This is a genomic window from Pedobacter sp. 22226 (assembly GCF_052045455.1).
Taxonomy (GTDB): domain Bacteria; phylum Bacteroidota; class Bacteroidia; order Sphingobacteriales; family Sphingobacteriaceae; genus Pedobacter; species Pedobacter jeongneungensis.
Genome location: NZ_JBQEPB010000002.1, coordinates 43005 through 65344, shown reverse-complemented (window position 1 = coordinate 65344; position 22340 = coordinate 43005). Strand labels below are relative to the sequence as shown.

Genomic DNA, 22340 nt, shown 5'->3' with positions numbered 1-22340 from the left:
TATAATTATATTAGAAAATCATCTCAAATTTCTGACATTGAACTTGTTTCAATATTTTCTGGCCCCTCGAAAAGTAATTTTGTTTCGCCGACTCCGAGCTGTCAAATGCTGAATTTGCTTTTCACCAAATTCCAGACAGTATTTACCGCAATCAAGTTACATACTATGCCAAATTTTACTTCCCATGGGTATTTATCCATAAGGATATGACGCACCAAATCATAACCTTACCCTCCATTTTTAAATATCGATTCACTCTCCAACAGGTAGGCTCCACTGGTGACCACCATTTCACCTGGTGAAATGCCGGACACTACCTGCACATACCCCCCGTTCCCTGCTCCGGTACTGACCTTTCTTCCAGAAAAACTTCCATCACTATTTTTGATCCATACCTTATTGCCTTTACCTCCTGCGAGTATTGAAGAAGTGGGCACAGCAACAGCATTCTGTCTTCCATTATCAATAGAAACGTATGCCAACATCCCCGGCCTGATCAGCCCCTGCGTATTTGGAACCACAATCCTGATTAGCGCAACCTTCGAGTCATCTGATATTTCAGGATTTAAAAATCCGACCTTACCTTTAATAACCTGTCCGTTCAGGTCCGGAAAAGAAACGTTCACCATGTCATTTTCCTTATAGTTTCCGCTTTCGCCGGCATATAACTGCGCCTCTATCCATAGACTGTTCAACCCTTGCGTTTTTAATATAGCCATCCCCTCAGTTACGTAATCACCTTCGTGGATGGCGATATCGCTTACCGTTCCGTTAACCTTGCTGTATATGGTAACAGTGGCCGAAGTTTTGGACAAAGAAGAAAGATTTCTGATCTGGGCGGAGTTCAGGCCCCATAACAATAACTTGTGCTCTACTGTCTTGATCATGGCCTCATAATCGACGTCAGGATTATTTAATACCTTCTGCTGCTGCCTGGCCAAAAGGTATTCTTTTTCGGCTGATAACAGGTCTTCGCTATAAATGGAATACACTGCCTGACCTATTGTTATTTTTTCTCCAACGGACCTAACAAATAAACGCTGTATGCGTCCGGCCACTCTTGCACTGATCTCTTCCGCCTTACTTTCGTCCGTGGCAACTGTTCCGGTCAGAAGTTTTTCGCCCCCTGTATTTTCTTCCCTTACCGTATCAACTGTTATGCCTGCCAACTGAATCTGGCTTGCTGTCAATGTTATTTTTTCCGTGGCAGAATTTCCTGATCCAGTAAGTTCGACCTTGATCAGTTTCATGCCACAGATCGGACAGTTGCCGGGATGGTCTTCATGTATCTGTGGATGCATGGAACAGGTATAGTAAAATTTGCTTTTTGCTTTTGCCGCCGGCTCTGCTTTTTGTTTGCAGCTGTTAAATATACTTACTGAAAGCACAATAATCAGTAAGGCACAGATCCTTTTCAGGTTAATTCTTTTTATGTTATTCATGACCCTTTGTTTTGATGAAACTCTCACTGTCTGTTAAATACCCTGCATCTACTGCCAGGGTATCGGTTGCGGAAAGGCCTCTTGTTATCTGTATTTCGTTCCCTTTGAAAGTCCCAATATTTACACTATGTGCATAGTATAAGCTGCCTTTTTTTAGCCAGATTATTTTTGTCTGCCCAAGATCCTGCAGAGCAGACCTCGGTATCCAAAGCTCTTTGGATTTTCCCGTCTCTATTGAGGCATTGATTAGACTGTTTACCTTCAGCTGATGTTCCATATTGTCCAGATAAACCCTTGCGCTAACCGTTTTGTCACCTTGCTGAAGGGTAGGTTCAATAAAATCTACTTTCCCATATAACGTTTTACCTGGCAGATCCGGCAGGGTAATCTTAACCGGTTGATTTAACTCTAAGCTGGCCAGTGAATTTCTGTCGATCTTGATAATGGCCTGGAACAGGGCAGGCCAGGTGATCAGCTCAGGCATAATCTGGTAAGGGTGCCTTAAAATATGAACCGGCCTATGGTCCGACAGAGAAAGCCTGCGTTTTTTAAGGTAGACGGTAAAAAGAAGAATTGCGCAAAGCAGCAACCCTCCCGGTAAGCTTCCCCTTGGCGAGAAGATGATTTGTCCAGGTTCAGCAGCAAAAGCAGCATAGTTCCCTGCAGCATAAACCAGTTTATACCCGATAAGAAAACCTAAAAATCCATTGGTTATCCATTCCCATAACAAAATCTTCTTCTTAGGCTGTATAATAATCTCAACAGGTGCTATATGTCCTGCAGCCTCCTTTCTTTTAAGCTCAGCAGAAAACAGCAGGTAACCAGAAATAAATGCCAGGGCCACAAAGAAACCGAAAGTCTGAACGGGAAGCGGAATATATATTCCAAATAGGTATTCAATAAGATGGGTCAGGGTTGGGAACATAGGCAGAAACTGAAAAACCGCAAAGTAAAAAAATATATTAGCCGCCATCAGGAAATTGCCCCAAGTAGTCCATAAAGTGGGGACCCTTTAAAAAGCAGATCCCCACTGATCCTATTTGGATAACAATAAGTCTTAAGCCAGCAAGCGTTTGAGCCACTTTAATTCAATATATAAAATTAAATGCCCAAAGACTAGTAAGCCACGCCTCAGAAGCTAATTATGACCTCATTGTTACGATTCATAGTTATGGTGGTACCTTTAAAAAGTCGCACTGATCGGGCTATTTCTTTCCGGGTCGATCAAAAAACATAAAGATTAACAAGGGATAAAAAATAAAAAACAATATGTGATTTTTGTCAGCTTTATCCCTGGACGAAGTGTTAGGTTTACTTTGGAAAAAACGCGCTGCATGTTTTAATTAGGGAACCATAGAGAGTTTCTTTGTAAATTTATTATACCCTTTATTCTATATCCAAAAAATGTATTCCAATATTTTAAAGAATTTTGGCGCAGGCCTGCAGTATAGTTATCTTTAAAATCCAAAACAGCTAAAATGAAAGATATGACCATTGCGGAATACATCGAAAGACTTTTTCCCCAGTTTGAACCTGCCCTTAAGACCATCCTTATCGAGAATGCGACGCTTAGGGATTTTCAGGGAGGTGATATGCTCATGCAAACTGGGCAGAATATGCGCTCCACGGTGCTTATCGTAGAAGGCATGGTAAAGCTCTACAGGGAGGGAGAAGATGGACAGGAATTCTTTATGTATTATCTCCAGCCAGGAAATGCGTGTGCACTTTCCATGATATGCGCAACCAAACAGGAAACCAGTCAGGTAATGGCAAAGGCCATTGAACAGACCAAGGTACTCATGATTCCGATTGCCCTGATGGATAAGCTGATGCGGGATTACAGAACATGGTATTACTTTGTCATTGAAACATACCGTATGCGCTTTGAAGAACTCCTCTTTGTCATCGATAATATCGCCTTTAAGGCAATGGATGAGCGGCTGGCCTTTTACCTGAAAAAGCAAGCTGGAGATTTAAACACAAAAGAACTGCACCTTACCCACAGTGAAATTGCATCTGATTTGAACACCTCCCGGGAAGTAATTTCAAGGCTGCTTAAGAAAATGGAGCAGGCAGGAGAAATTAAGATGTACCGTAATTACATCGAATATTTAGCCTAAGCCCATAAAAAGAATAAAGTTATTTTTACTGCGAAAGGCATCACTTCTTGAAAATATAATGAGTGTGACAAAAGTCACCAACATTGGTAGATGATAACTCGATTTTTGTTAAAAAATAACAGAAATGGAAATCATTGCATACGTTGCATCTGCCTTAATTGGAATTTCGCTTGGATTGATCGGCGGTGGCGGTTCTATCCTCACCATGCCGGTACTGGTTTACCTATTTGGGGTTAATCCGCTATTGGCTACTTCTTATTCATTGTTCATCGTTGGCTCTACAAGTTTAGCAGGTACAGTCGGGAATTTTAAGCGTGGGCTGGTGAATATTAAAACAGCTTTGCTGTTTGGTAGTGCATCCATCTCAACTGTATTCTTAACCCGCAAATTCATTATCCCCCTTATACCCAAGATAATAATAAAAATCGGCGATTTTGAGTTAACAGAAAACATGCTCATGATGGTACTCTTTGCAGTTTTGATGGTAGCGGCTGCAACAGCGATGATTAAAGGTGCAAGAGCAGAAAGCAGCACCCGAATAGAAAAACCCCCACTTCACATCGGTAAACTGTTTTTATACGGCATTGCCATCGGCCTCGCTACTGGTTTTTTGGGTGCTGGTGGTGGCTTTCTACTTATTCCTACACTTGTTATTTTAGTGGGCTTACCCATGAAAGAGGCCGTAGGTACTTCACTTTTCATCATAGCGCTTAATTCGCTCATCGGTTTCACCGGCGATCTTGGACATTTCCATATCGACTGGATCTTTCTCGCCAAAATTACTACCGTTGCCATCGCCGGTATCGTGGTAGGTGGAATGATAAACAAAAAAATAGATGGAGGAAAACTGAAGAAAGGTTTCGGGTGGTTTGTACTGGTTATGGGTTGCTACATCATTCTAAAAGAGGTAATATTTAAGTAACCTTCAGAAACAAACTCCTTGTGTGACAAAAGTCACCAACGACCATATCGTTAAGGATTAATTTTGACATACTAATTTAATCATCATGATTATAGAACAAATTTACACCGGATGTCTGGCACAAGGTGCCTATTATATAGAAAGCAACGGAGAGTCGGCCATTATCGATCCGCTTCGAGAGGTTAGTCCGTATATGGAACGTGCACGGAAGAACAACGCAAAAATAAAATACGTGCTCGAAACACATTTCCATGCCGATTTTGTATCCGGACACATTGATCTGGCTAAAGAAAGCGGCGCAGAAATCGTTTACGGGCCGAATGCAAAACCCGACTTTGATTTTTACGGTGCGAAAGACGGAGAAGTGTTGCGACTTGGTGGGGCAAAGATTAAAGTGTTGCACACCCCAGGACATACCATGGAAAGCACCTGTTTCCTGGTTAGCGATGAGCAAGGAAAGGAAATAGCACTGTTCTCCGGCGATACGCTTTTTATAGGCGATGTGGGAAGACCCGATCTGGCACAGAAACCGGTCAGTGAGCTTACAAGTGAGATGCTAGCAGGTTATCTCTTTGATTCTTTACGCAATAAGATCATGCCTTTAAGCGATGATATTATGGTTTATCCTGCACATGGTGCGGGTAGCGCATGCGGAAAAAATATGAGCAAAGAGACCACCGATCTTTTGGGAAATCAAAAGAAGACCAATTATGCGCTAAGGGCAGGCATGTCCAAAGACGAATTCATTAAAGAGGTTACTGATGGTCTTTTACCGCCTCCTGCATATTTTCCTGAAAACGTCATGATGAACATCCATGGATATGATAGTTTTAACAAAGTGATAGAACGAGGCATGCAAGCCCTTAACCCCGATGCTTTTGAGCGGGTTGCAAATGAAACAGGAGCGGTAATTCTCGACACAAGAGCTCCAGAGGATTTTATAAAAGGCTTTCTCCCAAACTCGGTAAATATTGGCATCGATGGAAATTTCGCCCCCTGGGTAGGAACTTTAATCCCGGACATTAAACATCCTATTTTACTTATTACAGATGAGGGTAGAATTGAAGAAGTGCTCACCCGTTTATCAAGAGTAGGATTTGATGGTGCAGTAGGTTACCTAGATGGCGGCGTCGTTGCCTGGAAAAAAGCTGGTCAGGAAACCGACGAGATAAAATCGGTTTGTGTAGCCCGGCTGGCCGAAATCGGCAAAAAAGCGGAGGTAAATATTCTGGACGTCAGAAAAACAAAGGAATACTTAAGCGAGCATGTCGAGGGTGCTGTCAACCTTCCACTGGATTATATCAACGAAAACCTCGGCACCGTCGATAAAACCAAGACCTACTTTGTTCACTGCGCAGGTGGTTACCGTTCTGTTATTTTCAATTCCATCATGCGCTCACGCGGGTACCACAACCTCATCGATGTGGCTGGTGGTTTTAAGGCCATACAGGAAAACGGATGTATTCCGACTACAGCATTTGTATGTCCAAGTACCTTAATATAAAAGGGATATGAAAAATGAGAAAAAATCGCACTGGGAAAAGGTGTATTTAGAAAAAAGTCCTGACCAGGTCAGCTGGACGCAGGTCTACCCCACAGTTTCAATGGAGATGATAACGGGGTTCAATCTGGATAAATCTGCTCCGATAATCGATATTGGCGGGGGAGACAGTCTGCTTGTGGATTTTTTGCTTCAGGAAGGCTACAGCGATATTACCGTAGTGGATATATCTTCCCGGGCATTGGAAAAGGCAAAGGCAAGGCTTGGAGAACTGTCTGGCAGGATACACTGGATCGAGACAGACATCAGGGATTTTGTGCCGCAAAGAAGTTATGCAGTCTGGCATGACCGGGCCACTTTTCATTTCCTTCATTCATCAGAGGAAATCCATAGTTATGCAAACACGGCAGGTCAGTTTACCGGAGAATACTTGGTCATGGCGACTTTTTCGCTCACCGGACCAGAAAAATGCAGTGGCCTGCCCGTTTCAAGATACAGTGAAAGAACGCTGCGCGAGATATTTAGAGAAGGGTTTACCGAAATAGAGTGCAGGCCGCAAGAGCACACTACCCCAATGCAAAGCACGCAGGATTTTCTGTTCTGCAGCTTTAAAAAAAATACAGAGCAATAAGAAACGAATAAATACAATGAATAAACTACTTCAAATGATCAGCAGTTTTTTTTCAAAAGGTGCGTACAACCTCGATGGCTACCACTTCAAAAACGAATTTACAAAAAGCAGTGACGCAGTCCTCTTAGATGTAAGGACAAAGCCTGAATATGCCCCAGGCGCGCTTCCTTCAGCCATATATATCGATTTCCTGGGTTCTGCCTTTTCTTTAGAACTTGCAAAGCTGGATAAGGCCAAGCGGTATTTCCTCTATTGCAGAAGTGGAAAGCGTTCCTCCTCAGCGGTATCGGAGATGAGAAAACTTGGGGTGGAAGCATTCAACCTGGTTGGAGGTATCGGTACCTGGCCAAAATGAAGAAATATATTCAAGAAATATTGATCTATTCAACGCTGCCGGCCGGATTTCTTCGGGATGGCAGTTTGCTAAAATGATTCAGCACTTACTTGCTCAAACCGCCACAGGCATTACCTTTTAACAACAACAAAAACACCCATATTAACATTTCATTTAAAAAACATGATTGATTTTATTAAACAACCCTGGCCTTGGTATTTCTCGGGCAGCATGATCGTACTCATTATGCTCATCCTACTTTTTTTCGGAAAGTCCTTTGGCTTTTCATCAAACCTGCGAACGATGTGCAGCATAGCCGGAGCAGGCAGGAAAGTAAAATTTTTTGATTTTAAATGGAAAGACCAGACCTGGAACCTCATGTTCCTTATCGGCTCGGTAATAGGTGGATTTGTTGCTACAAATTACCTTAGCAGTCCATCTCCCGTAAAATTATCATCCGCCACAATCTCCGATTTAAATCAATTGGGCATTAAGTTCGATGGTGGGTTAAATCCAACCGGCCTGTTTTCACTGGAAGCAATGAAAGATTTAAAAACGCTGGCTATTTTACTCATCGGTGGTTTATTAGTCGGTTTTGGATCTCGTTATGCAGGCGGTTGTACTTCTGGTCACGCCATATCCGGGCTTTCGAATCTGCAAGTACCATCACTAGTAGCCGTAATCGGTTTCTTTGTTGGTGGCCTGATCATGACTTTCCTCATCATGCCCCTTATCTTTTAAATCTATAAAACATGAAATTCATAAAATATATTCTTGCCGGAATACTTTTCGGAATCATTATGACCAAGTCTGAGGCTGTTTCCTGGTACAGGATTCAGGAAATGTTCCGTTTCCGGTCTTTCCATATGTATGGAATTATTGGTACGGCCGTTGTACTTGGCGTAATTGCAGTATGGCTGATCAAAAAATTCAAAGCCAAGGATCTGGCCGGAAATCCGATTGTCTTCCACGATAAGGACAAGGCCTATATAAAATACCTACTAGGCGGCACCATTTTCGGCCTGGGCTGGGCACTCACCGGCGCCTGTCCCGGCCCCATGTTCGTCAACCTTGGGAGCGGATATGCCGGTATGGCGGTGGTCATCCTTGGTGCGCTCCTGGGCACCTATCTATACGGAGCGATGAAAAGCAAGCTCCCTCATTAATAAAATAGAATCTGATGAGCAAACTAAGGGCTATAATAGACCATAGATGTCCCAGGTGCCGAAAGGGAAAATTATATACCCATTCCATGTTCCATTGGAAATATGATCAGATGAATAAAAAATTTGCCTGCTGCAACCTGAACTATGAGATAGAGCCGGGCTTCTTTATCGGAGCGATGTATGTGAGCTATGTTTTCATTGTCGCAGAACTTGTCAATGCGGGCATTCTGGCATTCATGATCTTTGGCGAAGAAGAGCAGTGGGCAATCATCGCAACCACTATTTCTCCGGTCATCCTACTGTTCACCTTCAACTACCGCTATGCCAGGACCCTTTTGCTCCATATCCTCTCTCCGATCAAATATGATGAAAGTGCAGGCAGAAACTGCTGAGAAGATTTTGGGGCGCTGTGACAAAAGTTACAGTGCGAAGAACCGCTAAAGGGTAAATTTGATGTAAACCTGGCAAAGGCAGGAATCATACCGTTAAACACATTAATCAAAAATAAAAACACATGAAAATAGAACAATTTGAAGACAAGCACCTCTCCCATTACAGCTATGCGGTACTGAGCGAATGCCGGAATGAAATCATATTGATCGATCCCTCCAGGGATCCGTCTGCATATTACCATTTTGCCGAAAGACACCAGGCTAAAATCATTGGTGTAATTGAGACACATCCCCATGCGGATTTTGTGAGTGCTCATCTTGAAATCCATCATAAGACCGGCGCAACAATATATTGCAGCAAACTCAATACGCCGTCCTACCTGTTTTCCCCATTTGATGAAGACCAGACGATAACCCTGGGAAAGATCACCTTAAGGGCAATCAACACCCCGGGGCACTCTCCGGATAGTATCAGTATTTTGCTCGAACACGATGGGAAACAAAAAGCGCTATTTTCCGGAGATACCCTTTTTATCGGTGACTGCGGAAGGCCGGATTTAAGGGAAAGCGGAGGTGATTCAATGGCGGAACGCAATTTCCTTGCCGCCCAAATGTACCATTCATTAAGGGACAAACTGATGAAACTCTCAGATGAAGTGATTCTGTATCCGGCACACGGGGCAGGTACGCTCTGCGGAAAAGCGTTGAGCGAGGCCAATAGCAGTACCATTGGTGCTGAAAAAAGAAGTAACTGGTCACTGCAGGAAATGACTGAGGCCGATTTTGTGAGCGCATTAAATGAAAACCAGCCATTCATTCCATTTTACTTCCCTTTTGATGTGGCCTTGAACAAGAAAGGCGCAGCACCGTTTGAAGATTCGGTAAGTGCGGTTCAGATCATGGAATCCGGTGAAAACTTAAAACCAAATGCCCTAATTATCGATACGCGAAGGGAAGATGTTTTTAAGAAGGGACATATAGAAGGCGCTGTAAATATCATGGATGGAAACAAATTTGAAACCTGGCTGGGCAGCATTGTGAAGCCTGAAGAGCCTTATTATCTTATGGCAGAAAATCTTGCTACATTGCATAGTCTTATCGCGAGGACCGCATCCATCGGGTATGAAACGCAGCTTGCCGGCGGTTTTATAAACGCAGTAGAAACTGTCCCGGATGAGATTATCGATATCCAAAATTTTAAAGAGAACCAAAATGGATATACCATTGTGGATGTGAGGAACAAGACAGAGCGTATGGAAAACAGTATTTTTGAGAACAGCATAAATATTCCACTGGGAAATTTAAGGGAAAGGGTAAACGAAATTCCGCTGGAGCAACCCGTAGCAGTACACTGCGCCGGTGGATACAGAAGTGCGGCTGCAAGCTCACTGATTGCATCCGTTATTGATGGCAAGCAAAAGGTGCTTGATATTGGTGAGGCCATTAAGGATTTTCAGAATTAATATTTTAAAAGTGTGAAAACAGAAAGAAACAACGAGGATAAACTGCAGGTATTTGCCCGGTTTGGAAAATATCTCGTATGGACGTCATTTCTATTCGTTGTGATCATGTTTTCTCTTGTTTTAGCACTCAGCGGATTTCATCTTCCAAAAAGTTTCTATGCGGATAAGCCTAATCCATCCATTCAAAAGAATCAAATAAAACCTTTAGAGCGCCGTGTTGCTAAACCCGAATATTGGAAGGCGCCTGATACGATGCAGCTTCAGGGCAAAGCTGATGCGGATCTGATCAGGTATGGCCGGGATTTGATTGTCCGTACGGCATACTATTTAGGGCCGCAGGGTATCGTAGGAAAGCTGACTAATGGTATGAATTGTCAGAACTGCCACTTGGATGCAGGAACCAGGCCCTTTGCGAATAATTTCTCCATCTTTTATGCAGGTTTTCCAAAAATGAGCGCAAGAAGCGGTAGAAAGGAAGAAGCCTTTGAACGGATTAATGAGTGCTTCGAGCGAAGCATGAACGGCAAAGCTCCGGGAAGAAATTCCAGGGAAATGGTCGCCATGTTGGCCTATTTAAAATGGGTTGGAAAAAAACAGGATGCCGCACATTCCATTGCGGATAATTCGGTAAAAAAAATCCCATATCTGGATGTGCCTGCAGATCCCCTGAAGGGGAAAATGGTATATGCCTCCAAATGCAGCAGCTGTCATGGAGAAACGGGCAAAGGCGTTGCCTCACCTGATGGAAAAGGATATATGTACCCTCCCCTTTGGGGCAGGGACAGCTATAACGATGGTGCAGGAATGTTCAGGCTTGGAAATTTTGCAGGATTTGTCAAAAACAACATGCCTTATGGCGCCACCTACAAAGATCCGAACTTAACGGATGCGGAAGCCTGGGACGTAGCTGCATTTGTGAATGCGCAGCCCAGACCGCACCTGGATTCCAAAAACGACTATAAAAACCTGTACACAAAGCCAATAGATTATCCCTTCGGGCCATATGCAGATCACTTTAGCGAAAAGCAGCATAAATATGGTCCCTTTATTGACATGGCTGAACAGCACGCACCTATAAAACAGAAAAAATAGAAACATGAAAAAATTACTGATCTTACTCCAGCTTGTCATCATGATGGTCATCACCACCAATGTATCTGCACAGGAGACAAAAAAACCGTTTACGGGTGCTGTTGCAAAAAAGAAATCATATAAAGCGCTATATGTACTTAACAGTGCCGAGGAAAAACATATTTCGGGAACACTCAGGAACATCAACAATGCTTTGGAGGATCCAAGATTGAAGGGAAAACTGGAGGTTGAGCTTATCGCCTTCGGGGATGGCGTGGCGGTTTATCGCAAGGATGGAAAGTTCCTTGAGCAGCTTAATTTGCTAAAGTCAAAGGGCGTAATTCTGGCGCAGTGCGAGAATACCGTTCGCGAGCGGAAAATCGATAAGTCAGATCTCTTCGATTTCATCAGCTATGTGCCAAGCGGCAACGGAGAGATCATCATCCGTTCGGCGGAAGGATGGGTAATCGTTCATCCCTAATGTAAAAACCAAAACGGCAGTGAATCTTTAAAAGGTGCAAATTGGTATTTCGATACGATGCAAAGATTAGGATCAGTTGTGCCGGATCCATTTCACCCGGGGCCGCAAACGCCGAAAATTATTGTCATGTTTAAATATCAATGGCTTATGCCGGCAACACTAAAATTCAAAAGGTTCGACAAAATTGTCTATCATCGTATGTGCTGTGCGGAGTAACGCATTTAAAAATGCTAGGGAATTTATCGAAAAGCTACATAATTAAAACAGTACTCGCCCAAACAGCATTGATAAAATTTTGTTAATCAGGCATGCGGTGATCCGTCAACCAATATTATCAATAATGGAAAAAGAAGAACAAGCCATTCCTAAATCAAACACTGGTGACCATCTGGCCAACGAACGGACTTTTCTTGCCTGGATAAGAACTAGCATAGGAATTATGGGCTTTGGTTTTGTGGTGGTAAAGTTTTCACTTTTTATCAAGCAGATCACTCTCGCTCTTGGGGCCAAAGCCGTCGTACACCAAACCGGCAACTCACAGAGGATAGGAATACTTCTTGTCGGGGTAGGCGCACTGACCATCATCCTGGCATTTATGCGCTATCAAAAAACTCATACACTTATTAATCAAGGCAGTTATTACCATTCCTCTACACTCATCAAAGTCCTTACCGTGGTTATTTTCATTCCAAGCATGCTTTTGTTGATATATCTTGTAAGAACGACTTAGCGGATCTCTGACATGGAAACACTGATTGTGAGCACGAATACCAAACTTGAGAGAACCCGTACTTTATCACCGGTCAAATATGTTTCGCTACCAAACGCAGCAGGTCGTGAATATCGAAAGGCTTTTTAATAAAATTCTCTGCAGCGCAGCCCCTTCTAATGTCATAACGGTCCGCATGAGCACTCATCATGATAATCGGAACATTCCGGGTTTTCTCTAAGGACTTCAGGTAACTGCAGACTTCAATGCCGTTTCCATCGGGGAGCATAACATCCAGCAGAAAAAGATCTGCAACATGATCACTTAGCCCTGCCATAAACGAGCTTACCGAAGAAAACGCGGAAACCCCGTACCCCTCACTGTTAAAAAGAAGCTGTAATACTTCGGTTATACCCTCATCATTTTCCAAAAGATATATCATCTTTTCCATTTGTCATGCATATTGTGGGTTGCCCCTGGTTATAATAAATCTGATTTGCCATTCCTACGAATGTTTTTTTAAAGGTCTAAAAAGGCCCCTACTTCCTCAATTTTCGCTTCTCATTGAGATGGCCGGTTTCCAGGTTCAACCGCTCCAGCAGGTAACGCAATAAAACCTCTCTATCTTGGTTTGCGGGGTGATATGCGTTATCTCCACCCTTTGCTGAGGATTTATTATGGTCAAAAGTTTCAAATGGTTGTGAAATATTTTTCTCTGTCATAATTTAAATTTTAGGTTAAATATTTTGCCTATTATTTTTTAGTTCCTGAAATTGCCAGAGCCAAACGAAGTCCAAAAAAGGAAACCTGCCCTCCGCTGCTTTTCCAACCCTCATAACGAAGGCCGAGATCTGCACTATAATGCTTCGAAATTGGAATGCTGGCACCCAAAGTCGGTCCGTAGGCAAAAGAGGTATTGAGTCGGTCTCCAAGAGTATTTGCTGCACCAAGCTCAAGGGCAGCGTAATAGATACCTTCAAAGTAATATTTTGCTCCGACTTTAATTGGAACAACACCATTCATGCTTGTTGGCTCTCCTAAATAATCGAGACGTTTTTTTACCTCATCCCTGTAGCGGAAAGTCATATAGCCCGCAGATCCGGTTAGGTTGAGGTGCTCCGAAACCTTGAATTCCACCTTTGTTGATGCCCCATATCCGTTGACATAAGTTTTAGCCGTCTTACCGGTCGGAAAGCCCATGACAAAGCCTACCGATATCTTGGGGACGGCAGTTTGATCTTGCGCCTTTACCTTTACAGTCATTAATAACAGGAAACAGATCAGAAAAGGTTGAAATGTCCATCCGGCATAGGCACTCATAGGGAGGTCCTGTAAAAAATGTTTAACTCGGCCGCAATGCTTTCCAGGTAAGGGGCAAGCTTAAAATCTCTTGATACAAAGGATATTACCCCTTGTTTTTTACATTCCCAAACCGTCCCAACCAGCTCTCCCTCGATGTAGACCTGGTTGCATCTTTTCTTTGGGACATCTATGCAAATGTGTTTTCCCCCGATTTCAAACTCATGGTTAAATTCTAAATCTTTCATATTTTCCTTTTTTCTTATCTGACTAATAAAAAGATTTGCCGGGCGGCTAATATCCGCCCGGCAATGTTTTATAGCGTCTGACCGCTTTTGATCTCATCGTTCGCGGGCGAAATAATCTCTGTCCCGGCTTTGATGGAACCAAAAATCTCGGTCATCTCTGTTCCCTTCATCCCTTCCTTAATGTCAACGAGCTTGGCTTTACCATTTGCAATTTCCACTACGTACTTCCGTTCTGTAGAACGCACGATAGCAGAATTAGGCACAAGAAGCGAAGTCGCACCGGATTTAAGCGGGATTTCAACCTCGGCATACATGCCGGCCTTCAACCTGTTATCTTTATTGGCCACGTCAACCTCGACGATTTCCTGGCGCATGTTGCCCAGTGAATTTGCAGACCGGCTGATCTTGGCCTGGCGCTGTTCCCCCGGCAGCGCATTGAAGCGGAACTTGACCATCTGGCTTAGGTCCACTTTGTCTACATAATCCTCAGGTATAGAAACTTCAAGCCTCATGTGGGTCAGGTCCTGCAATACCAGCATGGGTAGGTCCGAAGATTTGCCCGCCGACACCAGTGCTCCCGGTGATACATTCCTGTCAACGATCACCCCGTCAAAAGGCGCATATACTTTCAAGTAGTCCTGCATGGTACGTACGGAGGATACATTTGACCGCTCAGCCTCAGCTATGGCCTTATCTCCTTTCATCCTGGAAAGCGCATTATCAAGTTCTAGCGGAGATACCGAACCTTCCTCTTTTGCTGCTTCTTTCAGACGTCTGTATTTCTCACTGCTCGCCGATGCGGTCTCCCGTGCCTGCAGGTAACGGGAATTTGCCGATTGCAATTGTGATTCGAGTTCCGGTGCTTCCAGGGTCATCAGCAGCTGGCCTTTGGTCACCTTAGAACCCAAATCGACCAGTATTGCTTTCACAAAACCATTGGCCTTGGGAAAAATGTTCACCTGGTTGAAAGGCTTGAGCACCCCGGGAATGCGGGTAAAACTGGAAAGGGCCTCTTCTTCGACCTTTGTGGTTTCATATTTGGCTTCCTTGCCGTTTTTTTCGGGACTGATGTTCACGGGCTTCTGGTTTCCGCCACACGCGGCCAGAGTACTTATAATTATTATGATGGGAATGAATCTGGTTTTCATGTTGTTTATCTTTTAAATTCTTGTTTTTCTAGGCATTAGGTTTGGTTCTTTTAAGCTGCTTTTTTTCTGTACCCAAGCGAAAACCTGCGGAAGGATGAAGAGCGCGGCAAGGGTTGAAAAGAATAGCCCACCAATAACAGCCCTGCCGAGCGGCGCGGTCTGTTCACCGGATTCGCCCAACCCAGAGGCCATCGGGATCATCCCGGCTATCATCGCAAAACTGGTCATCAGGATCGGCCTTAAACGAATCCCGGCACTCACCACTGCCGCCCGGGTAGAATCCTTGTAATCCAGCCTGAGTTTTTCGGCGTTGGTCACGATAAGTATCGCATTGGCCACTGACACCCCGGTGGACATGATCATCCCCATGTAGCTCTGCAGGTTAAGCGTAGAACCTGTAAGCAATAATGCGGTAAGCGACCCAAGGATTACAGCAGGAACGGTCGAAAGAACCGTCAGCGAAAGCTTGAAAGACTGGTAATTGGCCGCAAGCAGCAGGAAGATCACCAATATCGCAAAAGCAAGTCCGCCCTGAAGAGAAGATAGTGTTTCAGTCAACAGGCTCGACATACCTTTCACTTCAGCAGTTAGTCCCTTAGGAGGCGTGCCTACGGACTTTAGTGCCTTTTCTACATCAGCAGTTGCCGTTCCAAGATCCTTTTTATAAATGTTTGCGCTCACGGTCAGAAAGCGTCTTGGCCCGGAGCGGTCATATTCTCCTGGAAGGTAACTGGTATTGAAAGTAGCGATGTCGCCCAGTACCGGACTGCTCTGCCCTTTAACCAAAGGAATTTCTTTGAGCTCATCCATTGTATTCATGACATACTCTGGAACCTGTACCTGTACCTGGTAGGTATAGGCGGTTTTTTCATCGAGCCATTGGTTCTTCTCAGTAAATCGGCTGGATGAGGTACTTGCAGTAACTGACCTTGCGATATCAACCACGTTCAGCCCAAACTGCGCCGCCTTTAATCTATCAAGGGTAATAGAAACCACGGGAATGTGCAGGGGTTGAGCAATCTGGATATCACGGAGGTAATCTATTTTTTTAAGTTTAGAGAGCACCTTATTAGCGTAAGACTCGATCTGGTCCATATCTTTTCCTGCTACTCTGATCTCAATAGGAGTTGCAGCGCCTTGGCTCATAATCTTTTCGGTCATGTCAATCGGCTCAAAGGTGATACGTAGGTCAGGAAGTTTATAAGCGATGTTCTTTCTCAGCGCATCTTTCAGCTCATCCATATTTACCTTATAATCTTCATCAAGGTTCACCTGAAGCACAGCCTCATGGGTACCGGTATTGAAGATATATAAGTTACTTGTTCCGTAACTACTCGGAATAAGCCCAACGTATCCCGAACTAACTGCGATATGGTTATCTACTGTCTGATTGATAATGGAAAGTACCTGCTTAAATTTCTCCTCGGTGCGCTCTAATCTGGTACCGTCCGGCGCTTTGATGCGTATCTGGAACTGTCCGTTGTTGAGCTTTGGCATCATATCCTTTCCAATAAAAACAAATCCCAGTCCTGCAAGAGAAATGACCAGAACTAAATAAATCCCGACAATACCTTTTTTCATCGGCATCCACCGCTGGATGATTGCCATAAACCGCACCTTCACCCTTTCAAAGAAATCATTTTTTTCCGGTTCATCCTTTTCATTTTGCAGATGCTTTTCTACCTGCTCTCCTTGCCTCTCGTCCAGGGCCTCTCCTGCATGAGCATGGATCTTACCATGGTCATAGTGCTGGTAACGTTCTTCGTTTATCATCCAGTTGGATAGAATGGGAACTAAGGTCTGGGCCACGATGAAAGAGACAACCATGGTGAAGCCAATCGAAAGGGATAGTGGCAAAAACATCGCCTTTGGTATACCGTTCATCATAAAAGATGGTGCAAATACTGCCAGAATACACAGCAGGATGAGCAGCAGCGGGAATGCGATTTCTTCACAGGCATCGTAAATGGCTTCGCGTTTGGGCTTGCCCATTTCCAGGTGCTGATGGATATTTTCGATCGTCACCGTTGCCTGATCGACCAGGATCCCTATTGCAAGTGCCAGACCGCTCAAGGTCATGATATTTATGGTCTGACCGAACATGCCTAGTAAAAGCACCCCAATTAAAATCGATACCGGAATGGTGATCACCACGATAAGACTGCTTCGCAGATCACGCAGGAATAGCAACACCATTAGGCCCGTTAATAGTGCACCAAGACCACCTTCAGTGATCAGGCTTTTTACCGAGTTGATAACGGCAACAGACTGGTCAAATTCATAAGAGATGTGGACATCGTCCGGCAAGAGGCTCTGCATTTCGGGGATTTTGGCCTTTAAGGACTTTACCACTGACCAAGTCGAGGCGTCTGCTGTTTTGACCACAGGAATATACACAGACCGTTTCCCGTTGATCAATGCATAATCCACGGTAACATCCGCTGCATCGGCAACCCTTGCCACATCCCTTACCAATATTGAAACGCCGTTTTTTGTAGCTATTGGAATGTTGTTGAATTCATCGACCGTTTTAACCAGGGAGTTCATAGAGGTCACCATCATGGTATTGTCCAACCTTAGATTTCCCGAAGGAGACATGACATTGAACTTGGATAAAGCCCCTACCACCTCGTCCGGAGTCAGATTATAACTCCTTAATTTGCTCGGATCTACACTAATGGTAATCGAGCGGGAATTGGCACCGAATGGCGGTGGCGCTGAAAGCCCTGCGACAGAGGAAAACATGGGCCTGATACGCGTTGCCGCCATATCATAGATTTCTTTCAGACTGCGGGATTTGGCCGAGAGTACAAGCTGGCCTACTGGCAGTGAAGAGGCATCAAAGCGGACCACCTGCGGAGGCAAAGCGCCTGGAGGGAAGAACTTCATGGCCCGGTTAACCTGCAAGGCAACCTGGGCAGAAGCCTCTGCCATATTGGTGCTTTCATAAAAACTCAGCTTTAGCATCGTCAAACCCTGAATGTTTTTGGCGGTAATATTCTTAACGCCATTAACATAAAGAAACTGATCCTGTAGACGAGTGGAGAAGAAGCCCTCCATCTGTTGTGGAGACATACCTCCGTAGGATTCAATAACATATATTGTCGGCGAATTAAGCTGGGGGAAAATATCTATTGGGATCTTCAGCGCACTGAGAACTGCAAAGAGCAGTAAACTCGCGGTGATCACCACTGTTGTAATCGGCTTTTTCAGGGCCGAGGTAACCATTGACATATCTTTATTATTTTAATGTGTTTAACAGTGAATCTACTTGGTTGGTGGCGATAGCCTTTTGAAAAAGCGCCCGGATGTACAGATATTTTGCGTTGACAAAATCGGTTTCTGCACGGTAAAGGATGGTCAGGGCTGCATTGAGCTCAATGATGTCGGTCAGCCCGTTCTTATAAAGCGAGAGCTTCTGGCGATACCCTGCGGCCGCTGCCTTTAGCTGGTTTGGTATTTCATCGAGTCTTTTATGCGCGGTACTGATCTCAAGGCCTGCCTGAAGGGCGGCATTTGATAACATTAGCCGCTCCTGCTGTAGTTCCTTTAAGTAAAAATTGCTACTGGCCTTTTGGGTCCTAAGCTTCAACTGACGCCTGCGCAGATCAAATAAGTTATAACTGATCCCTACGCCCACGAGGTAATTTTCCCGTTGCCATTCCAAGCCATTCGAGAGACTGTTGAAATTATCATTGGCATCAATGCTTGATCCCCTTGACCAGGCAGCAGCTTGCAGGCTTACCTTTGGATTATAGGCTTTTTTGACCAGGTTTTCCTTCTCAACGCTGCTTAGATAATTGCTTTTGTAGAAATCAAGCAGCGGATGGCTTGAACTGTCGGTCAACTTTACCGATAGGTTTACCTCAAGCGATTTTAGCCGATCCAGGATCGTACTGTCAGCGACAATACTTTCCGGATTTAGCCCGCTGATTGCTGCAATGTCGAGCTGAACCTGTCTGTAGGTATTGTCCATTTCAATATAGTTCAATCTTGATTTGGAGAGTTCGGCCCCTGCGATACTGGTATCCACACCCGGACGCACACCGCTTCTGGCAAGGGATAAAATCGAACGGTTGATCTGCTCATTGCGACTGATATTGCTTGCTTGAATGGATAGCATGTCCTGAAGCTTTAGTAGACTCAGGTAATCATCAATAGCGATGGCCCTTGTCTGGTATCGGCGCTGGGCAAACTTGGATCGTTCAACGACAAGTTCTGATTTGGCGACTGCATTCTGAGCTTTATAGGCACCAAAATTATAGACCTCCCAATCAAGGGAGACAATACCAAGATTAGTAAGTGTAGCCTTGGTAGTGCTTTCAGTCCTAACACCTCTGGAATTGGAAGGAACAATACCAAAGGCCATGTATGGCCCTGCAACATTATTGTTTGAGCCCAGATCTGCCTGATAATTAAGCTTCAGATTTGGAAGGGCATTCGCCGCGGTCTCTCTTAACTGGGCGGCACGTATATCAACTGTTGCTGAATCAGCGGCCAGTGAAGGTGAAAAAGCGGTCACGTGATCGATCAGATCAACGATCCCGATGGGCTTTGGGGAGGTTTGGGCATGGCTTTCCAGCCCCATATATAAAAGTGGGAACAAACAGAAAATCTGTTTAATACGGATCATGTCTTTAAATTAAAATTTAAGGAAAAAGATTTGACGGACGTCTTGGACAGGAAACACGGTGATTAACCGGCCGTCGTCACTTCATCATTTGAAGGACCTGTCAATAAAAGAAAATTGAGATAAATCTCAGATCCGAAAGACCTGGTTGGAAATATAAATTGGGACTGATCCGGCAATCCTGTATCTGATCTCAAGAAAATACCTGTTTAGGTTAGAGGCTAAAAGCGAAAGCCCCAAAAATAAGATGACGCCGATAAGAAAAGCTTCCAAAACAGGAAGCACGGTTTTCTTGCGTTCATCAAGGATACACTTAAATTGTCTGGTAATTTTTGAATCCTTTCCAAGCGGAGAAAAGCTACCTTTGTACTGCGCAGCTGATTTTATTCCCCGGGCGGACTCTAAAAGGGAGAGGTTGGATAAAAAAAAGATATTGCCCAAAGAGATAATCAGGTACAGCAAGACGACTCCAATTATAGAGCAATTTGGTACCTGCTTAACTTTCAAACCCTTCAAATTTAACAACCTAAATATATAGGCGCTAAAATCTGCATTAATCTAAAAAGATGAGAGGATAAACCGCAACAAAACCGTTACAAAATATCAACAAATATTAGGTTACGATATTTCTCACCCTACTTTCGATTGTCATCGAATAATTTCTTTTTCCTATACTGTCCCTCCATCTTGTTGTTCAAAACTTTATCAAAATTAACCACAGCTTCACAATGCTCAAAAAGGGTCGAACTTCCGCGGGTTGACCCTACTAAGTGGCAATATGAGGCATCTAAAAAGTATGCCTCTTATTTTTTAAACATTAAGAACTTGAAAATAAGTCACTTACAATAGATTAAATTGAATTTTTCGGTTCGAACTTTTTAGAATTTTCCCTAAAATTAAGATATACCGCAACTATTTATAAAACACCAATTGTCTAGACATCAGTGTTGAACTCCATAAACTGCTATCTAATTAGCCAAATAAGCATGTGGATTAGTTTCAATTGCGAACATCGATCAGCTTGAATATTATTCAATTATAGGATAAACGGGGGGAAATCCGTTTGGTCTAAATTTTTTTACAATTATGCGCAAATGCCATGTAGCTTGCATTTAATTTAGAAGGTACATACCCTCGGTTTAACAACGTGATTGATTTAACACCGCCATTGAAATGAAATTTGTATTTTTTGTTTTTTGAAATAATTTGATGAAGCGGGAATTGAAAGTTCATGCATTATTTAATGCATTCCTCAACTCGCATCTAGCCTTCATTTTCATAGAATTCGAATTATCAAGTACTCATCATCAAAAACTGAAATTCTTATTTGAATAATGGAATGAGTTTATGAGAATCATATCCTAAAAAACCCATTTTTTTAAGGCTAGAGAAAGGACATACCAAGAACAACCTCAAACCTTGGTAAATATCAAATAATGAGGGAATAATGAAAATAAAATGAATGGAATAAATTTGCCTATTTATAAAAATGAAAGGGCAACTAGAATGCTGCCCTTAATCAATTAATGCTCACGGTGATTGGCATCTTAAGCAGCTACTCCTGTCATTCTTCTGCATTCTTCCGCACAAGCCTTACAAGCATCTGCACATTCCTGACAATGCTGGGTATGATGATTACTACACTCATCTCCGCATTGCTGGCAAATATCTGCGCAAATACGGCAAATGTCTTGAGCAAAAGAGCTAGCCATACTCATCAATTGAGCGGCAGAGTAGCAGATGGCTGCACATTGCATATCAAGCTCAATACACCGCGCCATCATTTTCACGTCTTCTTCCTGAGTGCATGAACTTGCACAATGATTGCAAATTGAAGCACACTTTAAGCATGCATCAATACAGTTTTTCCATTCATGGTATCCCATAACTTTAATTTTTTAGGGTTATAAAAAAAATTCCTATATAGATAACATGGTTATTTCCAGGCGGTTTCATTTTGTTTAAGAAAAGCTTTAATCCCGTGATATGATGCTTGTTTAAACGGTAGAAGAATAAGAAACTGGTTCTCGTATTCAAATAAGGAGGAATAGTGATAAATTAAATTCTCAACACCTACTTTAAGATTTTGCACATCATTTTATTAGTATTATATTTGCAATACGGAAATGGTGTCCTTCCGATTCAACCGCTTTTTTCAAAAGCTGATGGCGCCTACAATAGAAATTCCAGCAGGTAATAAAATCTGCCGGTCAAAGTATTGTAGGTGAAAAAATTAAAAATAAATTCTCAACTCTTATTGCTGGCAGCTATCTTAATTGCGCTTGTCTTACTTTGTCTGTCTGCCAAAGTGAGATCAGTGTTAGCAATGGTCCTGCCGGTTGAAACTGAATGGTTCTTGTGGATAAATCAGCACCATAATGCATTCTGGGATACGATCATGTACTGGGCCAGTGATAAGCGTTTTTGGCTTCCTTTTTATGCCTTCATTATTTATTGCCTCTTCCAGAATTTCTGCAAAAAAATTTGGCAGGTTCTTATTACCATTGCGCTACTAGTTGCTAGTGCAGATCAGATTGCTTCAGGACTGATTAAAAACACCGTTAAGCGTCTACGCCCTTCCCATGAACCGAATCTAACTACGATCATTCATTTAAGTAAAGCAGGTGCGGGTGGGATGTATGGATGGCCATCCGCTCTTTCATCACCTATCTTCAAAAGCATTCTTTCCGCTGGTTCGGCATTTACCGGATCATTGCCGGAGCAACGGTTCTTGTACTCATTTACTTTGGAATTATTCAATAACGGAAAATTAACATAAAACT

Annotated in this window: 23 protein-coding genes and 1 riboswitch; of the genes, 13 read left to right on the top strand and 10 right to left on the bottom strand. The window is 43.3% G+C overall.

The window, feature by feature from the left end:
* Positions 1 to 227: 227 nt before the first annotated feature.
* Together ACTJKC_RS03735 and ACTJKC_RS03730 are read right to left on the bottom strand one after the other, a co-directional pair.
* Complete coding sequence (locus ACTJKC_RS03735) at positions 228 to 1442, bottom strand: efflux RND transporter periplasmic adaptor subunit (RefSeq protein ID WP_440790368.1); 1215 nt, start codon at positions 1440 to 1442, stop codon at positions 228 to 230.
* Positions 1435 to 2415 (bottom strand): efflux RND transporter periplasmic adaptor subunit, encoded by a 981-nt coding sequence (locus ACTJKC_RS03730; RefSeq protein ID WP_440790366.1) that lies wholly within the window; start codon positions 2413 to 2415, stop codon positions 1435 to 1437. The genes ACTJKC_RS03735 and ACTJKC_RS03730 overlap by 8 nt, the downstream gene beginning before the upstream one ends.
* A gap of 505 nt (positions 2416 to 2920) precedes the next feature.
* Here ACTJKC_RS03730 and ACTJKC_RS03725 point away from each other — a divergent pair.
* The 12 genes from ACTJKC_RS03725 (at position 2921) to ACTJKC_RS03670 (ending at position 12253) form a co-directional block, all read left to right on the top strand.
* Positions 2921 to 3562, top strand: a complete 642-nt coding sequence (locus tag ACTJKC_RS03725) for a Crp/Fnr family transcriptional regulator (RefSeq protein WP_090985886.1) — start codon at positions 2921 to 2923, stop codon at positions 3560 to 3562.
* A gap of 124 nt (positions 3563 to 3686) precedes the next feature.
* On the top strand, positions 3687 to 4484 hold the full coding sequence (locus ACTJKC_RS03720; protein ID WP_056095265.1) for a sulfite exporter TauE/SafE family protein: 798 nt from the start codon (positions 3687 to 3689) through the stop codon (positions 4482 to 4484).
* 85 nt (positions 4485 to 4569) lie between these two features.
* Complete coding sequence (locus ACTJKC_RS03715; RefSeq protein ID WP_440790363.1) at positions 4570 to 5988, top strand: MBL fold metallo-hydrolase; 1419 nt, start codon at positions 4570 to 4572, stop codon at positions 5986 to 5988.
* Positions 5989 to 5995: 7 nt separating this feature from the next.
* Positions 5996 to 6616, top strand: a complete 621-nt coding sequence (locus ACTJKC_RS03710; RefSeq protein WP_056095270.1) for a class I SAM-dependent methyltransferase — start codon at positions 5996 to 5998, stop codon at positions 6614 to 6616.
* Positions 6617 to 6632: 16 nt separating this feature from the next.
* Complete coding sequence (locus tag ACTJKC_RS03705) at positions 6633 to 6971, top strand: rhodanese-like domain-containing protein (RefSeq protein ID WP_197413310.1); 339 nt, start codon at positions 6633 to 6635, stop codon at positions 6969 to 6971.
* A gap of 162 nt (positions 6972 to 7133) precedes the next feature.
* Positions 7134 to 7691, top strand: a complete 558-nt coding sequence (locus tag ACTJKC_RS03700) for a YeeE/YedE family protein (protein WP_387507649.1) — start codon at positions 7134 to 7136, stop codon at positions 7689 to 7691.
* An 11-nt stretch (positions 7692 to 7702) separates the two neighbouring features.
* Positions 7703 to 8116 (top strand): DUF6691 family protein, encoded by a 414-nt coding sequence (locus ACTJKC_RS03695; protein ID WP_387507646.1) that lies wholly within the window; start codon positions 7703 to 7705, stop codon positions 8114 to 8116.
* 110 nt (positions 8117 to 8226) lie between these two features.
* Positions 8227 to 8508, top strand: a complete 282-nt coding sequence (locus ACTJKC_RS03690; protein ID WP_187593152.1) for a DUF983 domain-containing protein — start codon at positions 8227 to 8229, stop codon at positions 8506 to 8508.
* Between the two features lie 122 nt (positions 8509 to 8630).
* Positions 8631 to 9971: an MBL fold metallo-hydrolase gene (locus ACTJKC_RS03685; RefSeq protein WP_440790360.1), complete on the top strand. Its 1341-nt coding sequence runs from the start codon at positions 8631 to 8633 to the stop codon at positions 9969 to 9971.
* Positions 9972 to 9983: 12 nt separating this feature from the next.
* Positions 9984 to 11063 carry a c-type cytochrome gene (locus ACTJKC_RS03680; RefSeq protein ID WP_199562757.1) on the top strand — a complete coding sequence of 360 codons (1080 nt, stop codon included), beginning with the start codon at positions 9984 to 9986 and terminating at the stop codon, positions 11061 to 11063.
* Between the two features lie 4 nt (positions 11064 to 11067).
* Positions 11068 to 11523, top strand: a complete 456-nt coding sequence (locus ACTJKC_RS03675; RefSeq protein WP_056095285.1) for a DsrE family protein — start codon at positions 11068 to 11070, stop codon at positions 11521 to 11523.
* A gap of 340 nt (positions 11524 to 11863) precedes the next feature.
* Entirely contained in the window at positions 11864 to 12253 is a 390-nt protein-coding gene (locus tag ACTJKC_RS03670) for a YidH family protein (protein WP_440790357.1), read from the top strand.
* Positions 12254 to 12326: 73 nt separating this feature from the next.
* On the opposite strand, the gene ACTJKC_RS03665 is transcribed toward ACTJKC_RS03670, so the two are convergent.
* The 8 genes from ACTJKC_RS03665 to ACTJKC_RS03630 form a co-directional block, all read right to left on the bottom strand.
* Positions 12327 to 12683, bottom strand: coding sequence for a response regulator (locus ACTJKC_RS03665; protein WP_056095291.1), 357 nt, complete (start codon positions 12681 to 12683; stop codon positions 12327 to 12329).
* Between the two features lie 88 nt (positions 12684 to 12771).
* Positions 12772 to 12954 (bottom strand): hypothetical protein, encoded by a 183-nt coding sequence (locus ACTJKC_RS03660; RefSeq protein WP_056095295.1) that lies wholly within the window; start codon positions 12952 to 12954, stop codon positions 12772 to 12774.
* Between the two features lie 31 nt (positions 12955 to 12985).
* Entirely contained in the window at positions 12986 to 13552 is a 567-nt protein-coding gene (locus ACTJKC_RS03655) for a hypothetical protein (RefSeq protein ID WP_056095298.1), read from the bottom strand.
* Complete coding sequence (locus ACTJKC_RS03650; protein ID WP_056095301.1) at positions 13549 to 13779, bottom strand: hypothetical protein; 231 nt, start codon at positions 13777 to 13779, stop codon at positions 13549 to 13551. Before ACTJKC_RS03650 ends, ACTJKC_RS03655 begins: the two co-directional genes overlap by 4 nt.
* 68 nt (positions 13780 to 13847) lie before the next feature.
* Positions 13848 to 14927: an efflux RND transporter periplasmic adaptor subunit gene (locus ACTJKC_RS03645; RefSeq protein WP_056095304.1), complete on the bottom strand. Its 1080-nt coding sequence runs from the start codon at positions 14925 to 14927 to the stop codon at positions 13848 to 13850.
* 12 nt (positions 14928 to 14939) lie between these two features.
* Positions 14940 to 18161, bottom strand: a complete 3222-nt coding sequence (locus tag ACTJKC_RS03640; RefSeq protein ID WP_056095306.1) for an efflux RND transporter permease subunit — start codon at positions 18159 to 18161, stop codon at positions 14940 to 14942.
* Positions 18162 to 18168: 7 nt separating this feature from the next.
* Positions 18169 to 19560 (bottom strand): TolC family protein, encoded by a 1392-nt coding sequence (locus ACTJKC_RS03635; protein WP_056095310.1) that lies wholly within the window; start codon positions 19558 to 19560, stop codon positions 18169 to 18171.
* 1544 nt (positions 19561 to 21104) lie between these two features.
* Positions 21105 to 21269: a four-helix bundle copper-binding protein gene (locus ACTJKC_RS03630; protein ID WP_440790826.1), complete on the bottom strand. Its 165-nt coding sequence runs from the start codon at positions 21267 to 21269 to the stop codon at positions 21105 to 21107.
* A 401-nt stretch (positions 21270 to 21670) separates the two neighbouring features.
* Positions 21671 to 21739: riboswitch (Fluoride riboswitch) on the top strand.
* 42 nt (positions 21740 to 21781) lie between these two features.
* Here ACTJKC_RS03630 and ACTJKC_RS03625 point away from each other — a divergent pair.
* Entirely contained in the window at positions 21782 to 22336 is a 555-nt protein-coding gene (locus tag ACTJKC_RS03625) for a hypothetical protein (RefSeq protein WP_124910972.1), read from the top strand.
* Positions 22337 to 22340 lie beyond the last annotated feature (4 nt).

What these genes read in the sequence shown, in the direction of transcription:
- ACTJKC_RS03735 (WP_440790368.1), bottom strand. Translation starts at nt 1,442, where the DNA reads ATGAATAACATAAAAAGAATTAACCTGAAAAGGATCTGTGCCTTACTG.
- ACTJKC_RS03715 (WP_440790363.1), top strand. Translation starts at nt 4,570, where the DNA reads ATGATTATAGAACAAATTTACACCGGATGTCTGGCACAAGGTGCCTAT.
- ACTJKC_RS03720 (WP_056095265.1), top strand. Translation starts at nt 3,687, where the DNA reads ATGGAAATCATTGCATACGTTGCATCTGCCTTAATTGGAATTTCGCTT.
- ACTJKC_RS03690 (WP_187593152.1), top strand. Translation starts at nt 8,227, where the DNA reads ATGAATAAAAAATTTGCCTGCTGCAACCTGAACTATGAGATAGAGCCG.
- ACTJKC_RS03700 (WP_387507649.1), top strand. Translation starts at nt 7,134, where the DNA reads ATGATTGATTTTATTAAACAACCCTGGCCTTGGTATTTCTCGGGCAGC.
- ACTJKC_RS03710 (WP_056095270.1), top strand. Translation starts at nt 5,996, where the DNA reads ATGAAAAATGAGAAAAAATCGCACTGGGAAAAGGTGTATTTAGAAAAA.
- ACTJKC_RS03660 (WP_056095295.1), bottom strand. Translation starts at nt 12,954, where the DNA reads ATGACAGAGAAAAATATTTCACAACCATTTGAAACTTTTGACCATAAT.
- ACTJKC_RS03635 (WP_056095310.1), bottom strand. Translation starts at nt 19,560, where the DNA reads ATGATCCGTATTAAACAGATTTTCTGTTTGTTCCCACTTTTATATATG.
- ACTJKC_RS03685 (WP_440790360.1), top strand. Translation starts at nt 8,631, where the DNA reads ATGAAAATAGAACAATTTGAAGACAAGCACCTCTCCCATTACAGCTAT.
- ACTJKC_RS03640 (WP_056095306.1), bottom strand. Translation starts at nt 18,161, where the DNA reads ATGTCAATGGTTACCTCGGCCCTGAAAAAGCCGATTACAACAGTGGTG.
- ACTJKC_RS03645 (WP_056095304.1), bottom strand. Translation starts at nt 14,927, where the DNA reads ATGAAAACCAGATTCATTCCCATCATAATAATTATAAGTACTCTGGCC.
- ACTJKC_RS03675 (WP_056095285.1), top strand. Translation starts at nt 11,068, where the DNA reads ATGAAAAAATTACTGATCTTACTCCAGCTTGTCATCATGATGGTCATC.
- ACTJKC_RS03670 (WP_440790357.1), top strand. Translation starts at nt 11,864, where the DNA reads ATGGAAAAAGAAGAACAAGCCATTCCTAAATCAAACACTGGTGACCAT.
- ACTJKC_RS03725 (WP_090985886.1), top strand. Translation starts at nt 2,921, where the DNA reads ATGAAAGATATGACCATTGCGGAATACATCGAAAGACTTTTTCCCCAG.
- ACTJKC_RS03665 (WP_056095291.1), bottom strand. Translation starts at nt 12,683, where the DNA reads ATGGAAAAGATGATATATCTTTTGGAAAATGATGAGGGTATAACCGAA.
- ACTJKC_RS03655 (WP_056095298.1), bottom strand. Translation starts at nt 13,552, where the DNA reads ATGAGTGCCTATGCCGGATGGACATTTCAACCTTTTCTGATCTGTTTC.
- ACTJKC_RS03650 (WP_056095301.1), bottom strand. Translation starts at nt 13,779, where the DNA reads ATGAAAGATTTAGAATTTAACCATGAGTTTGAAATCGGGGGAAAACAC.
- ACTJKC_RS03705 (WP_197413310.1), top strand. Translation starts at nt 6,633, where the DNA reads ATGAATAAACTACTTCAAATGATCAGCAGTTTTTTTTCAAAAGGTGCG.
- ACTJKC_RS03630 (WP_440790826.1), bottom strand. Translation starts at nt 21,269, where the DNA reads ATGGCTAGCTCTTTTGCTCAAGACATTTGCCGTATTTGCGCAGATATT.
- ACTJKC_RS03695 (WP_387507646.1), top strand. Translation starts at nt 7,703, where the DNA reads ATGAAATTCATAAAATATATTCTTGCCGGAATACTTTTCGGAATCATT.
- ACTJKC_RS03730 (WP_440790366.1), bottom strand. Translation starts at nt 2,415, where the DNA reads ATGGCGGCTAATATATTTTTTTACTTTGCGGTTTTTCAGTTTCTGCCT.